At 36.5% G+C, this 15,553-nt stretch carries 11 protein-coding genes; 8 read left to right on the forward strand and 3 right to left on the reverse strand.

Going from position 1 to position 15,553, the window contains the following annotated elements:
* Window positions 1-592 precede the first annotated feature (592 nt).
* The 3 genes from hslR (at window position 593) to pckA (ending at window position 3,850) form a co-directional block, all read left to right on the forward strand.
* Entirely contained in the window at window positions 593-997 is a 405-nt protein-coding gene (gene hslR / locus Q4503_RS08065; protein WP_215972962.1) for a ribosome-associated heat shock protein Hsp15, read from the forward strand.
* Window positions 998-1,017: 20 nt separating this feature from the next.
* Window positions 1,018-1,899 (forward strand): Hsp33 family molecular chaperone HslO, encoded by an 882-nt coding sequence (gene hslO, locus Q4503_RS08070; RefSeq protein ID WP_303602013.1) that lies wholly within the window; start codon window positions 1,018-1,020, stop codon window positions 1,897-1,899.
* 340 nt (window positions 1,900-2,239) lie between these two features.
* Window positions 2,240-3,850, forward strand: coding sequence for a phosphoenolpyruvate carboxykinase (ATP) (pckA, locus tag Q4503_RS08075; RefSeq protein WP_303601936.1), 1,611 nt, complete (start codon window positions 2,240-2,242; stop codon window positions 3,848-3,850).
* 99 nt (window positions 3,851-3,949) lie between these two features.
* Here the strand turns inward: pckA and Q4503_RS08080 are convergent, their stop codons facing one another.
* Window positions 3,950-5,353, reverse strand: a complete 1,404-nt coding sequence (locus Q4503_RS08080) for a sensor histidine kinase KdpD (protein WP_215972964.1) — start codon at window positions 5,351-5,353, stop codon at window positions 3,950-3,952.
* A gap of 36 nt (window positions 5,354-5,389) precedes the next feature.
* Window positions 5,390-6,064, reverse strand: coding sequence for a response regulator transcription factor (locus Q4503_RS08085; RefSeq protein WP_303601937.1), 675 nt, complete (start codon window positions 6,062-6,064; stop codon window positions 5,390-5,392).
* A gap of 198 nt (window positions 6,065-6,262) precedes the next feature.
* Here Q4503_RS08085 and Q4503_RS08090 point away from each other — a divergent pair, with 198 nt between their 5' ends.
* On the forward strand, window positions 6,263-6,628 hold the full coding sequence (locus Q4503_RS08090; protein WP_215972966.1) for a diacylglycerol kinase: 366 nt from the start codon (window positions 6,263-6,265) through the stop codon (window positions 6,626-6,628).
* Window positions 6,629-6,728: 100 nt separating this feature from the next.
* A complete protein-coding gene (locus Q4503_RS08095; protein WP_303601938.1) occupies window positions 6,729-8,384 on the forward strand; it encodes a phosphoethanolamine transferase in 1,656 nt (551 codons plus the stop codon).
* Window positions 8,385-8,826: 442 nt separating this feature from the next.
* On the opposite strand, the gene Q4503_RS08100 is transcribed toward Q4503_RS08095, so the two are convergent.
* Window positions 8,827-9,459: a glutathione S-transferase family protein gene (locus Q4503_RS08100; RefSeq protein ID WP_303601939.1), complete on the reverse strand. Its 633-nt coding sequence runs from the start codon at window positions 9,457-9,459 to the stop codon at window positions 8,827-8,829.
* A gap of 224 nt (window positions 9,460-9,683) precedes the next feature.
* Here Q4503_RS08100 and Q4503_RS08105 point away from each other — a divergent pair, with 224 nt between their 5' ends.
* The 3 genes from Q4503_RS08105 (at window position 9,684) to Q4503_RS08115 (ending at window position 15,283) form a co-directional block, all read left to right on the forward strand.
* Entirely contained in the window at window positions 9,684-12,602 is a 2,919-nt protein-coding gene (locus tag Q4503_RS08105) for a TonB-dependent receptor (RefSeq protein ID WP_303601940.1), read from the forward strand.
* Between the two features lie 90 nt (window positions 12,603-12,692).
* A complete protein-coding gene (locus tag Q4503_RS08110) occupies window positions 12,693-13,691 on the forward strand; it encodes a class I SAM-dependent methyltransferase (protein ID WP_303601941.1) in 999 nt (332 codons plus the stop codon).
* Entirely contained in the window at window positions 13,688-15,283 is a 1,596-nt protein-coding gene (locus Q4503_RS08115) for an ABC transporter substrate-binding protein (protein WP_303601942.1), read from the forward strand. Before Q4503_RS08110 ends, Q4503_RS08115 begins: the two co-directional genes overlap by 4 nt.
* Window positions 15,284-15,553: the final 270 nt, after the last annotated feature.

Raw genomic sequence — 15,553 nt, forward strand, 5'->3', positions numbered from 1 at the left:
TTATTACCAATGTTTTGTCCCGCCGTTGGCATGACCAGCCACGTGATCTTGGCCAAGATAAAAGCGATATAAATTAATAACAACACACTTATTGCTTGTGCAATAGTTCGTTGTGGTAATTTTGCTAACGCAGTCGAGAGTGATGTAAAATTATTAGTTAAAGTCATTGATATTTTAAACTTCTTTTTTACTTCATCATTTAAAGTGACTTATCACTTTAAATGTAAAATATGTGCAATTACAATATAAGGCTACCGATAATACTTGACCATTAGCCCACCAACAAGCGATGACCGTCGTTTTTAACTAATATTTACAAAAAAACACAAAAGAGTGCGCAGTTTATACTGGAATATGCTATTTTTCTGCTAAATAAATCTCTAAAATTAAATACATGCATTTTATAGTAACAACATCAATAAAACAGTCTCTATATGGCAACAACGCTTAAAGTTAGTTCAATATTATCGTGATTAACAAAAGTTAATATAGATCTCTGAATACTTATCATTGATAACTCTGCCAAAGCCCATATTATAATCAAAAGCTAATAGTTATTTAAGCACTGTTAACGTGATGGATTTTTAATTATATGACAATCATAAAGAACGCTGAACTTACCTCAGCTAGATTAGATAAATGGCTCTGGGCTGCACGTTTCTACAAAACTCGTGCTATAGCAAAGCAAATGATAGATGGCGGCAAAGTCTTTTATAATGGGCAACGAGCCAAATCAAGTAAAGCTGTTGCTATTGGTGATTTTATCAAGGTGCGACAAGGTTTCGACGAAAAAGAAGTAGAAGTCATTGCGTTAGCCGATAAACGCCGAGACGCAACTTTTGCTCAAACCTTATTTAACGAAACGGCAAAAAGTATTGAGATAAGAGAGAAGAATAGCTTAGCTCGCAAACAAGGCATTTTACTCAGCCCTGCAAGTGATACTAAACCCGATAAGAAACAACGCCGAAAATTACGAGAATTCAAAGAAAGGATATAATCACTATGTCTACAACCGACATCAGTAAAACCGACGTACTAAACCGCTACTTATTTAACGATAGACATGTACGTGGCGAATTAGTGCAATTAAGTCAAAGTTATCAATCTATTATTAATAACCATAACTACCCTCTTGGTGTACGTTTATTATTAGGTGAATTGCTTGCTGCTACTTGCTTGCTTACAGCTACCTTAAAATTTGAAGGAGAAATAACCGTTCAATTACAAGGAGATGGTCCAGTAGGTTACATGTCTGTTAATGGTGATAATAATCAAAAATTACGTGGTATTGCTAAAGTTGTAGAAGTAGAAACTGCTAATATAGCACATTCCCTAAAAGAGCTTATGGGTAAAGGTAATATGATCATTACTGTTAAGCCTGAGAAAGGTGAAGCCTATCAAGGCGTAGTCGCGCTAGATCAGCCGACTCTTGCCCAATGCTTTTCCCAATATTTTGAAATATCAGCACAAATTCCAACACAAGTATGGTTATTTAGTGATGATGAGAAGCAGCAAGTTGCTGGTAGTTTAGTTCAATTATTGCCTGACGGTGATGGCAGTAATGAAAATAAAGCCCAACAACAAGATGATTTTCAGCATTTAGCACAATTAACAAATACCATCAAAGCCGATGAAATTTTTTCGCTCGAAGCTGAAGCACTACTTTACCGCTTATATCACCAAGAAAAAGTTAGTTTGTTTGAGCCTCAAGCAGTGAGTTATCAATGCGGTTGTTCAAATGAAAAATGTCTTAGCGCTATTGCGCAAATAGAAGGCGATGAAATTGAAAAAATACTGGCTGAACAAGGAAAGATTTCAATGACCTGTGACTATTGTTTGACTACATATGACTTTTTTAATGAACAATTAAAAAGTTTCATTTCGAAAGATAGCCATTAGTTACTAACTTTCAATTGTAACGCTAATTTTCTTTATCGATGCCATTTTGGTTAATTATTACTTAAATGGTGTCGTTCTTCACCCTTCTACAGCCCTTATCAGTATTAATGTTGTAAACTTACAAACAATATTAGCACCGCTAATTTAACCATTCATGTCGCTTATACTGAAAACTTTCATCTTAGGTTATTTTTTACTTTCGTTTTGAGTATTTATCAAATAGAATGTCGGATTATTAGCTAGATGAAAACTTTTATACCCTATTACACAGTAATAAATACTAACCAGATCGAACTAAACCACAACTTAAAATTCGTCATACCTTAGGAGTAAAGTCGCTATGACCGCCCAAAAAAACTCAATTGATTTGTCGCAATACGGCATTAGTAATGTTGCAGAAATTGTTTACAATCCATCTTATGAGTTGCTTTTTAGTGAAGAAACCAAAGCAGGCCTCGAAGGCTTTGATAAAGGCGTAGTCACAGAGCTTGGCGCTGTCAATGTTGATACAGGTATTTTTACTGGTCGTTCACCTAAAGATAAGTACATTGTTCGTGATGATGTAACGCGAGATACTGTTTGGTGGTCTGATCAAGGTAAAAATGACAACAAAGCTATGAGCCAAGAAACATGGTCTGAGCTTAAAAGTTTAGTTACTACTCAGCTTTCTGGCAAACGCTTATTTGTTGTTGACACTTATTGTGGCGCAAACGATAACACTCGTTTAAAAGTACGTTTTATCACAGAAGTAGCTTGGCAAGCACACTTTGTAAAAAATATGTTTATTCGCCCAAGTGACGAAGAACTTAAAAGCTATGAACCTGATTTTGTTGTAATGAATGGTGCTAAAGCCACTAACCCTAATTGGGAAGCACAAGGTTTAAACTCTGAAAATTTTGTAGCCTTCAATTTGACTGAAAAAGTACAGTTAATTGGCGGTACATGGTACGGCGGCGAAATGAAAAAAGGTATGTTCTCAATGATGAACTATTACCTTCCATTGCAAGGTATTGCCTCAATGCACTGTAGTGCTAATGTTGGTAAAGATGGTGATACGGCAATTTTCTTTGGCTTATCAGGTACAGGAAAAACAACACTTTCAACAGATCCTAAGCGCCAATTAATTGGTGATGATGAACATGGCTGGGATGATAATGGTGTGTTTAACTTTGAAGGTGGCTGTTATGCGAAAACAATCAATCTAAGTAAAGAAAATGAACCTGATATTTATAATGCTATTCGTCGTGATGCGTTATTAGAAAATGTAACTGTTAATGACGAAGGTAAGATTGATTTTGATGATAACTCAAAAACTGAGAACACTCGTGTATCTTACCCAATTCATCACATTGATAACATTGTAAAACCGGTATCACGTGCTGGTCACGCTAAGAAAGTAATTTTCTTAACAGCTGATGCTTTCGGTGTATTACCACCAGTAGCTAAATTAACACCAGAGCAAACTGAATATTACTTCTTGTCTGGTTTTACTGCTAAGTTAGCAGGTACAGAACGAGGTATTACTGAGCCAACACCTACTTTCTCTAGCTGTTTTGGCGCAGCTTTTTTAAGTTTACATCCTACACAATATGCTGAAGTATTACATAAACGTATGGAAGCTGTTGGCGCAGAAGCTTATCTAGTCAATACCGGCTGGAACGGCACAGGTAAACGTATTTCAATTAAAGCGACTCGTGCGATTATTGACGCTATTTTAGACGGTTCAATTGATGAAGCTGAAACAACAGTAATACCAATGTTCAACTTAGAAGTACCTAACGTTGTTGCAGGTGTAGAAGGTGATATTCTTGATCCAAGAAATACTTATCACGATACTGCTGAATGGCAAAGCAAAGCAACTGACTTAGCAGAACGTTTTGTAAATAACTTCAATAAATTTACTGATACAGATAATGGCAAAGCGCTTGTTGCTGCAGGACCTCAACTGTAATAACAGTATAAAGTGATAAAATAAAAAGTCGCTAACAAGTCATTGTTAGCGACTTTTTTTACAAAAATATTCAGCTAAATATTCTTATAACTGACTAAGTTAATAATCAAAAACTACACCAAAAGTAATTAAATCTGCGCCTTTTAATTCAACTGATATTTTTATATTAGCTCGTTCAGCTAAAGTTTTAACAATAGCTAAACCTAAGCCAAAATGGGTTTCAGATGTTCTGGCATTATCTTTTTGCCACAGCGGTTCGAACATATTATTTATATCTGCTGCCGTTAATTGCTGCAGTGGTATGTTAGATATGGTTAGTTTTGGCTTGTCATTAATAATATTCAGTTCAATTGTTACTATACTTGCTTCTGGGCTGTAATGGATCGCATTGTTAATAAGATTTGTTAGTATTGCTTCTAAGGAAAACACATCATTCGTAATAACAATGTTATTGGTAAGCTTGGTGCTAATTCTTTGTTCAAAATTAGGTATTGTTATTGCTAGCCTTTCTAAAATACAGAACACTTTATCTGATAAATCTATATCAACCATGGTTAAGTTAAATTGCTCAGTACTCACTTTATTTAATAGCAATAATGACTCTACAATATTTTTCATACGTGTAGATATAGATAAAACATCATCTTTATAGTTTTCGATAACCTCTTCATTTTCTGGATATTTAATTGCTATTTCACTCACACTCATTAATTCAGTAATAGGTGTTTTTAACTCATGTGCAATATCAGAAGTTAATCGTTTTTCATTTTTAAGTAATGCCCTGTTTTCAATTAAAAATTGATTTAATTCATCAATAATTGTTTTAATTTCACTCGGAGGATGATCAATGAAAAATTTTTCTGATTCATTATTAATGTCAATTTCTCTGATCTGTTTATTAAGTAAGGTGATTGGCTCTACCCCCTTAGAAACAATTTTATTCACTAAATAGCGAACAAAAAATGCAGTACCGATAGCAGTAATTAAAAAAACAATATCAATTAATATTAAAATTTGTTCAAGCGTTGCACTTGACCGAGCAAAAACTAGGTATATAGGAGACTGAATATCTGTGGCGTCATTGTCATTCGTCGGTATAAATTTAAATAAAAAAACACGCCCACTTTCACCATTGGGTAAATCAGCTTGCGTAATCATATGTCCGCCAAGTGACAATGCTACGCGATTAAAGTCAAATTCAGGTGTTTGATTTAATGTCGGTGAATATTTTAATATTTTATCATTTGACCAAATTTGAAAATATTCAGCATGTTCTGTGCGGCTAAACTCCGTCATCACATCAATTAGCATGGTTAATTGTAATGAATTTTCTTTATAACTAATTAAATTAACGAGACTCTTACCTTTCTGTTCTAAAGCATCATCAAATTGTTTATCTACATACGTATCGACACTAATGTCTAAAAATAAGAGAACAATAAATAAAATAAAGGTAATAAGTGTGGTTAGTTGCTTAACTAAAGACTGCTTTATTGACTTCATGTTGAACCTTACAGTTTATTGTTAATAATGTATTGCTCAAGCATTAGTAGCAACATAGCCAAATCCACGTTTATTTTTTACAGGGAATACAGCTGAAAACTTTTTCAATTTTTTACGAATAGATGAGATATGAGCTTCTAATGAGTTTTTATTAATGGCATCGTATTTACCAACAATATACTCCCCCATCTTTTCAGCGCTCACTACTTTCTCTTTATTAATAAATAAACATTCTGTAATTTTATATTCTGTTGGGGTTAAGTCTATCGCTTTACCCGAAAAGCTAAGCACTTTTGCTTGTAAATCGACAACAAAATCATCAATAGTGATTGTGTTTGATGTTCTTAATAACTCACCTCGCCTTGTTAACGCGATAATTCGAGCATGCAACTCATCAAATGAAAAAGGCTTAGTCATATAATCATCGGCACCGGTAAACAAACCATCAATGCGATCTGACAGTTGATCTTTAGCAGAAAGAATAAGTACCTTACTTTGTTTTTTATGCTTTCTTAGCGATTTTAATATTGATAAGCCATCAACACTGGGTAACATTAAATCTAAAATAATAATGTCATAATCATCTGATAATGCCATCGCCAAAGCATCGGCTCCGTCACCTGCTTCATCAACAGCAAATCCTAAGGCAACTAAGCCTATACGCAAACTACGCCTTAATTTATCAGAATCTTCAACAAGTAAAATATTCATATTAATCATCAATAGCATTTTTCTTTAATTTATCACGCTAAACTTAATATTGGCTGAATTTTATAAAAACCGCGAATAAAAGAGACCTTTTATAATATAAACATCGGTATATTCAGTAAATCTTAAGCTCCCCTTCAGGTGCACTTAAGTTCACTTTGCTAAATTAATGATGAAAGATTATTTATTATTGAGTTAACAATGACAATACAAAAACATAAAGGTGCTAAACGCATTTTTCTAGCCTTAATTAATTCATTACAAGGCTTTAAATGGTTAATAAAAAATGAAACAGCTTTCCAACAAGAGTTAATTATAATCCTTGTATTATCAAGTGCTAGCTGCTTTCTCAATATCAGCTTATTACTGCATTTATTACTAATTGTGTCACTGCTGTTTGTTCTATTAGTTGAAGTTATTAACACCGCAGTAGAAGCCACGATTGATCGCATCGGGTTAGAGCATCATTCATTATCTGGTTTAGCAAAAGACTTAGGATCTCTTGCTGTATTGATTAGTTTAGCAATCGCTATTGCTACCTGGGGAGTAGTTTTATGGGAGCTATAATTTATCCGTAAACAAGAAAATTCAGCAAAAATTCAGTTTACGCTCAGTTTTAATTAAGGTTGAAAAGGCACACTATTATTTTTACTAAAGAGATAAGATTGTGCAAAAAATATTTTCTAAAACGCTATCATTAAATTCAGCAACAATATTGTTAAGCCTTTATTTTTCGCTTGTTTTTAACTTTCCGTTTTTACAAAAAACGTATTATGATTTAATTAAGTTAGATAGCTTTGATTTTGCCTACTTTATATCTCTCCCCTTATTTTTAAGCACTATTTTTGTTCTGCTATTTAGCCTATTGCCGAGAAGGTATGTTTATAAAACAGCGATGACTGTTCTGATCATATTATCAGCCGTATTCTGCTATGCAATGAGTAGTTATGGCATTATTTTTGACTACGGTATGGTTGAAAACATGGCTGAAACATCTACGTCTGAGGCTTTTACCTACCTTAATTTATCAGCTATTTTTTATATAGCATTTTTAACAATTACGCCTTTAGTGATATTAAGAAAAATTAATTCTCGATCAAATTCGCTGGGCTTAAGCGTAAAACTCCGTTTAAAGCTAATTGTTTCTGCCCTAATCATCTTTATCATTATTTTTTTTAGTCTGTATTCTAGCTACGCATCTGTTAACCGAAATAATAGAGATTTAGCAAAATATATTGTGCCAATACCAACATTAATTGCGAGCTATAAATACATTAAACGAAACCATTTCGCTGAGCCAATAGTATTTAAAAAGTTAGATTCTCATCCTAAAATGCAAACATCACTTAAAGCAGATAAAAAAGTCGTGGTAATGATTGTAGGAGAAACAGCAAGAGCAAAAAACTTCTCGTTAAATGGTTATTCTAAACAAACCAACGAATATACAGAGAAGTTTAATATACAGTCTTTTAAGCAAATGTATTCCTGTGGTACGGCAACGGCCGTTTCTGTTCCTTGTATGTTTTCATTATTAAACAAAGACCAGTTTAATAAGCAATCAGCGTCTTCACAACAAAATCTATTAGATATTGCGCAATTAGCAGGTGTCGATGTGTTGTGGGTTGATAATAATGAAGGTTGTAAAGGTGTCTGTAAGCGAGTAAAAACTATTAATATTGACAAAAATAAAAGTAATTCATTATGCGATGGTGACTATTGTTTTGATGAAATATTATTAACGCAATTAGATAATAAACTAACCACGTTAAGCGCTCAAACCACATTAATTGTCCTGCATTTAATGGGTTCACATGGGCCAACATATTATCGTCGTTACCCACAAGAATTTGCTACTTTTCTACCTGACTGTCAGCAAAGTGATATACAAAACTGTACATCAGAGCAACTAGTAAACACTTACGATAATACAATACATTATTCAGATTATGTGATTTCTGAAGTAATAAATAAATTAGCTAAATTTACCAAAAACAGTACTCAGACGATAAATGCAAAAATGATTTATGTATCCGACCATGGGGAATCATTAGGTGAAAATGGTCTCTATTTGCATGGTTTTCCATACGCCATTGCGCCTATCGAACAAACCCATATCCCGCTATTATTTTGGTCAAATAACACTCAGGAATACTTCCAAAATAATTGCTTAGAACAGAGTACGCAAACGATATATAATCATGACAATATATTTCATTCCATGCTTGGTGTATTAAATGTAGCGTCATCAACATATCAACCAAAGCTTGATGTTTTTAAACCATGTCGAGATAACACCAACATAATGCGTATCGCTCAAAATTAAATGAACAAAAATCGATAAGCAGTTTAGCCAACGTCGAGCTGATATATAGCAGTAATTTAGATGCCGAAAATGAAGAACCTATAATAACATTAGTTTCTTATTATTATTCTACAAACTATGCCAGCCAAACATATCCCGCGACAGGTTTAGAATATATAGATGGATTTAGATTTAACGTTGTTTTCTGGTGCGCTTAAATTTCAGCTCCCGTTAAATGATTCAACTATAGGAACATGAGATCTTACCGGTAGCTCAATAGAACAAAAATATAATGTAGATTTCAACTTTACAGAGTTAAACTCGACTAAATCATCAAGCAAACTCTAGTGTGAATTTTACAAACAACAATTCTTATTCTAGTAATTGACAATCAATATATTGTTATAAAAAATCACTAATTCTCGTTAGAACTAAGAATTAGTGATAAGGCTAAGTCTATTATTTAGTCTAGAGATATACCGGTTGGTAAGCTCATACCACGTTGAACAGCAGGACGTGAGCCAACATGCTGGTACCATCTTAAGAGATTTGGATAATCTTCAATATTAAGCGTTGTCCATTCGCTAACGCTAATCCAAGGATAAGCAGCCATATCGGCAATCGAATACTCTCCGGCTAAATATTCATTATCTGCGAGACGATCATCTAATAGACGATAAACACGTGCGGTAAAATTGGCATGGTAGTCTAATGCTTGAGGTAACTTTTCTACGGCTAAATCAGACCAATAATGTGCAGACGCACTATGTGGCCCTAATCCAGTTAATGCCACCATTAGCCATGAAAGAGTTTCACCACGCGCTTGACTGTCGACAGGAAGAAATTGTTTACCTGCTTCAGCAAATTGTATTAGAATTGCGCCTGATTCAAATAAAAGACGTTGCTCTTCACGCTCTTGCCAAACAACAATTGGCACTTTTCCAAATGGATTCAGATCAGTAATCTCAGTAGCAAATTGTTCTTTTGCTCTGATATTAACAGGGTGAACATCAAAATTAAGACCCAATTCTTCAAAAAGAATTGATATCCGTCGCGAATTGGGCGTTGCCCACATATATAGTTTAATATTATTCATTTGTATAGTATGACTGAATGATATAGCAAACAGCACTACCCGAAAGAGTGGATATCAATAAACTACCCCTTTGGGTGGTATAGCATTTGTTGCTTAGGAGTATCTTAATTTGAGTAGAATAAACTTTACAACTTGTCGAGTTTGAAGCAAGACCACCAAACAATAACAATAACTATAAAAAGATTACTAAAACAAAAATATATTTAAGGCGAGGTAGTTACCCCATGTTCAAATTTAGAATGAAAAACTCATTGTCATCTGCGATTACTGCAGCTTTGGCTTTATCATCATTAGCCCCTGTTTATACATCAGCACAGTCTGCAGCACCTGTACAAGATCAAGTACCTGCGCAATCTGATATAGATACAGAAGAGATTGAGAAGATATCCGTCACTGGTTCACGTATCCGTAGTGGTCGACAAGCAGCATCAATTCCGGTTGATGTCGTTTCATCAGAGCAGATAAAATTATCAGGTTTTCAGAACGTTGAAGAAATTCTAAATAACATGCCACAATTTGTGCCATCTGGCACAGCCTCAACAAACTCTACAGCCAACCCAACGGCGACGGGTGCTGCAACCTTAGATTTACGCGGGCTGGGCTCTACTCGTAGCTTAGTATTAGTTAATGGCCGACGATATACTTTTTTCGATTCTAGCCAAACAACTGACATTAATACCATTCCAGCCTCATTAATTGAACGTGTAGAAGTTGTTACCGGTGGCGCGTCAGCGGTTTATGGCTCAGATGCGGTAGCTGGTGTTGTTAACTTTATAATGAAGGATGATTTCGAAGGTGTTGAATTACGTACTCAATTCAACCAAACCGCGGAAGGTGATGGCAATACTAAAGACTTTACCCTAACTATGGGTGGTAATTTTGCTGATGGAAGAGGTAATGCTGTTATTGCCTTAAATTATTTAGATCGCGATGCAATTTATACAACAGATCGTGATTTTTCTTCTTCTGTTTTAACTGATGGTACTGATGCCAACGGCAATAGAGTTTTAGTACCAGGTGGTAGTAGCTTTGTACCAAATGGTCGTTTTACCGGACTACCAAGTTCAGCTGAAGGTATTGCTGCTATTCCTGGCTTAGATAGCGCACTCGCAGCAGCAGGGCTTACCGGTATCGGTGGTGATGGATTCATTCCAGATGCAGATGGTAATGTTCGCCCTTTTTCTCGCCCTGATGATCTATATAACTACACCTTAGATAATTTTCTACGTATACCGCAAGAGCGACACAGCTTAACGCTGTTCGCTGATTATGAGATCAATGATGATTCTAAGTTATATATTGAAGGTGCTTATACTCACAACGAAACCTCTACAGGTTTTGCCCCTTCTTTTATCAGCACATCATTACCTATTGACGTTACCAACCCTTATATCAGCTCAGAATTAAGTGATGTATTACAACTTGTAGATGCTAATGAAGCAGGTGTTGCTCAAAATGATGGTTTAGTTAATCTGGGCGTTAATCGTCGTTTAGTTGAAACTGGCGCTCGCCGTAATAACGATAGCCGTCACTCATTCAGAGCATTAATTGGTGTAGAAGGCGTTATCGATGATTACAACTATGATCTGTATTATTCTTATGCCCGCTCTGACAATACACAAACTCAAATAGGTAATGTATCTAGTTCTGCTTTTGCTGCTGGAATTTTATCCGTTGATGGTGCTGCACCGATAGTGAACCCATTTGGTCCGAATATTTCAGCTGAAGGAGTAGATTATATCAGTATTGATACTATCAATACTGAAGTCACTGAACTCAACGTGTTTGGTGCCAGTATCAGTGGCGATTTATTAGAAGTACCTCATGGCTTTCTATCGGCTTCATTCGGCGTAGAATGGCGCTCAAATAAAGTTGTCTTTGCTGTTGATCAGGCTTTACTTACAGGTGATGTTGCCGGATTTAATGCCGTACAACCAACCGCTGGAGAAATTGAAGTTTGGGAAGTATTTGGTGAAGTCTTTATGCCTATATTAGCAGACGTAGCAGGCATTAAGTCTTTAGATGCTACCGCAGCATACCGTTATTCAGAGTATGATCTTGAACAAACAGATGGCGTAAGTACTTTTCTTGTTGGCTTAGATTGGATGGTGAATGATTCTCTTGCCTTCGGTGCTCAATTCCAAAAAGCAATTCGTGCTCCTAGTCTTGGAGAAGCATTTGGGGGTCAACAGCTGTTCCCAGTTGCCGCAACAGATCCTTGTGCCCTGCCTAGTGCTGCAACGGATGCAACTATTCGCAGCCTTTGTGAAGCAACAGGTGTACCTGCCAGTCTTGTTGGCAGCGCAAACCTTCAGCCAAACAACGAAATACCAGGTGTTTTTGGTGGTAACCCCAACTTAAGCGAAGAAGAATCAGATACTATTACTGTTAGTGCAATTATTACACCTACCAGCATACCTAACCTACGTGTTTTAGTAGATTATTTCGATATTGAAGTTGATAACGCAATTGGCGCGTTTGGTGGTTCAGTAAATAACATACTCGATATTTGTTATAGCCAAGTACAAGATATCAATAGTACTGCATGTCAGGCTGTTAGTCGTAATTCTACTAGCGGAGTTATTGATACTCTTAATCCAGTTACTGCAACCAATGTTAACGTTGGCGGTTTAGCAACATCTGGGGTTGATTTCCAAGTAGACTATAAAGTTGAATTGGATGCTAGCGAGATTAATATTTTATTTAATGCAACCTTACTTAATGACTATGACCTAACCCCTATTGCCGATTTAAATACAGTGAATGACTGTGCTGGCGCATTTGGCACAACCTGTGGCGAGCCTAAATCAGAACTGAAAATGAACACTTCAGTTACATGGACAGATGGTGATTTAACTCTTGGTTTGAGACATCGTTGGTCTGAGGATACTACCCTTGACCAAGTACAATTTGGCGCTGATCCATCAACGTCTGCGGTTCCTGAACTTTCAGGCTACAGCTATCTTGATATTTCTGTTAACTATAATCTTAGTGATAACTCAACTATATGGGGTGGTGTAAATAACGTGTTAGATAAAAACCCTCCGCTATTAGGTTCACGTCAAAGTAGAGCAAATACTAGACCTGATACCTATAATGCAACAGGTGCTGAATTATTTATAGGTGGATCTTACCGATTCTAAGTTAAGGTAGAAGAAAGGAAGGTTTATTAGCCTTACTGGCATTAAACCTTCCTTCCTATAAACATACACCATACTTTAATAGGTAACTTAATGGACAATCAGAATGATAGTCTTTGGGAATGGAGTGTTTTCTGGCACTCTAACCAGTTGCATTCTTGCATGCCAGTTAACAATGAATCTGACGCATTAGCACCGATATGGCGCAATTTTTTTAGTGAGTTACCCTCAGGCGCCAAGATTTTAGATTTAGGAACAGGAAATGGAAGTTTAGCTGTACAAGCCGTTGCAGTTTCCCATAAAAAGCATCCTCCTTTTTCAATTCATGGGGTAGATCTCGCAGATATAGCACCTGCTAAGTATGTTGCCAATGCCAAAGAACAGTTATCAGATGTAATTTTTCACCCCCGAACTCCTATGGAAAAATTACCTTTTGAAGCCGATACATTCGATGCTATTGGCAGTCAATTCGCTATCGAATATTCCACAATTAATGAGAGTTTACGGGAAGCGTGTCGTGTATTAAAACCTGGAGGACGATTACGATTTTTGTTACATGCGAATGACGGCATATTAAAAGAGCGTTGTCGTCAGCAATATGAACAAGCCCAGGTAATTTTAGCTAGCGAATTATTTTCAATCACGACTCAATTACTTATAGCACTAAATGAAGCTGAAACTTGCAATACACCACAAGCCATACAAACAGCAGAAAATTTAATATTATCCGTTAAGCAGGTATTTGATGAATTAGAAAAACGCTTTGCTGGAATCGAAGAACGAAGTCTTATCGATAACTTGTTTGCTGCTGTTCGCAACCTTCTAGGATTACGCAAGTCTTACGAAATTCAAGTTATCATAAAAATGAATGAAGATATAAAACTATTATTATTAGCACAATCAAAGCGCCTGCAATCTATGCAAAACGCAGCTTTAGATGACACCACGGTGACTGAAATGGCTGAACAATTGCACCAGCTTAACATTGATAACGTGTCATTAGAATTAGCTACAACAAATACAGGAAACCGTAGCATCGGCTATTGGTTATCCGGAGAAAAGCCCCAGCGAGTGGGTGAGGAAATATTATGAAAAGACGTGAATTTTTAGTAGCTGCTGCTGCGTCGGCTACGGGTATTATGCTCTCTGGTTGTACGCCGCCAGACAGATCAAACGTGTTACGAGCAGTTATGCACGCCGATTTACAATCTTTAGATCCTATTGTGACAACCATTGGTATTGTACAGCGACACGCATTAATGGTTTATGATTTTTTATTCGGTCGTGACACCAATGGCGTTCCACAACCTCAAATGGTTGGGCACTGGAATGTAAGTGAAGACCAACTCAATTGGGAATTCACCTTACGTAATGGACTGTTATTTCACGATGGCAGCCCAGTAACAACAACAGATGTTATTGCTTCACTGAAACGCTGGGGACAACGCGATGTTTACGGCCGACAAATATTTGCTGTAACAGAGCAGCTAGAAGCCATTGATGCGCAAAAATTTGTTTGGAAACTTAATCAGCCATACAGCTTATTATTGCATGCATTATCTAAAACTGGTGGACCGGTTGCTGCCATCATGCCTGCAAGTATTGCAGCAACAGATCCATCAACGTCAATTCAAAGTAGTATCGGCTCTGGGCCTTATGTTTTTGACACCGCAGCCTGGGTTCCAGGTGCAAAAGTTGTTTACCGAAAAAACCAGCATTATATACCACGTAATGAAACCCCAAATGGTACCTCAGGTGGCAAACATGTTTATATAGATACAGTAGAATGGCTGAATATTCGAGACCCTCAGTCTGCAGTCTTAGCCCTTGCTAACGGTGAGATAGACTTTTTTGAAAACCCATCACCTGAATTTTTACCGCTTTTGCGTGATTCAGGTGTTGTTATTCAACGTGCTGATCCACTTGGATTTCAAGGCATGTTACGCATGAATCATTTACACCCTCCATTTGATGATCCACGCGCGCGTCAGGCCTTGTTATACCTAATCGATCAAGATCGCTACTTGCAAGCCATGTTTGGTGATCCTGAAGTCACCAATAACTGTAGCGCATTTTTTGTTTGTGGCTCGCCACATGAAAGCTTAGCAGGTGTACCTAAAGGTCTTGGTAAAAACCGTGAAAAAGCAAAAGCATTAATGGCTGCCTCAGGTTATGATGGCCGTCCAGTCGTCATTTTACACCCCACAGATATTCAGTTTATGAATCTTGCTACCTTGGTTCTTGCTGACGACTTAAGATCAATTGGTGTTAATGTTGACTTACAAGCAATGGATTTTGGTGCTATGGGGTCACGACGTATCAATCGCTCTAGTCCACAAAATGGCGGTTGGGATCTTGGCTTAACTTATTGGCCAGGCGGTAACATTACTGACCCTATTGGTAATGTACCTATGCATGCAAACTGTGAAGATGCTTGGCCTGGCTGGCCATGCGATGCTAAACATCAAGCTTTAATTGAGCAGTACCCTTATGCGCCTAATGAACTTGAACGTAAGAAATTAGCTGACAAAATCCAAACCAGCGCTTATGAATTAGTACCTTATGTGCCAATTGGACAATGGTTTGCTCCCGTTGCTTATAGTCCACGTATAACCGGGATGCTTGAAGTACATGGCAGCACTGTTTTTTGGAATATTAAGAAAAAACCTTACCAACCGGCTTAACCCGTCTCAACTCAATTTATGATGTGTTTAATCAGTTGAAATATAGTATTTCAACTGATTATACTAACTTACCTGAACTCGGTTTAAGATATTTTTAATCCATTGAAATAATTACTAATAAAATTTAACTTATACTCTAGCTTGATAGTTTTTCTTTCTTCAAGGCAAATTTCGCGTTAATAGCTAGTCTATTGAAAGTAAATTTAACGATGAAGCAAGTAAAAGTAGCTGTTAGAGAAGAATATATTAAGCGAGCTCAGGTTAACTTGA

It is taken from the genome of Colwellia sp. 6_MG-2023, from assembly GCF_030547765.1.
GTDB lineage: Bacteria > Pseudomonadota > Gammaproteobacteria > Enterobacterales > Alteromonadaceae > Colwellia.

What these genes read in the sequence shown, in the direction of transcription:
- hslR (WP_215972962.1), top strand. Translation starts at nt 593, where the DNA reads ATGACAATCATAAAGAACGCTGAACTTACCTCAGCTAGATTAGATAAA.
- pckA (WP_303601936.1), top strand. Translation starts at nt 2,240, where the DNA reads ATGACCGCCCAAAAAAACTCAATTGATTTGTCGCAATACGGCATTAGT.
- Q4503_RS08080 (WP_215972964.1), bottom strand. Translation starts at nt 5,353, where the DNA reads ATGAAGTCAATAAAGCAGTCTTTAGTTAAGCAACTAACCACACTTATT.
- Q4503_RS08085 (WP_303601937.1), bottom strand. Translation starts at nt 6,064, where the DNA reads ATGAATATTTTACTTGTTGAAGATTCTGATAAATTAAGGCGTAGTTTG.
- Q4503_RS08090 (WP_215972966.1), top strand. Translation starts at nt 6,263, where the DNA reads ATGACAATACAAAAACATAAAGGTGCTAAACGCATTTTTCTAGCCTTA.
- Q4503_RS08100 (WP_303601939.1), bottom strand. Translation starts at nt 9,459, where the DNA reads ATGAATAATATTAAACTATATATGTGGGCAACGCCCAATTCGCGACGG.
- Q4503_RS08105 (WP_303601940.1), top strand. Translation starts at nt 9,684, where the DNA reads ATGTTCAAATTTAGAATGAAAAACTCATTGTCATCTGCGATTACTGCA.
- Q4503_RS08110 (WP_303601941.1), top strand. Translation starts at nt 12,693, where the DNA reads ATGGACAATCAGAATGATAGTCTTTGGGAATGGAGTGTTTTCTGGCAC.
- Q4503_RS08115 (WP_303601942.1), top strand. Translation starts at nt 13,688, where the DNA reads ATGAAAAGACGTGAATTTTTAGTAGCTGCTGCTGCGTCGGCTACGGGT.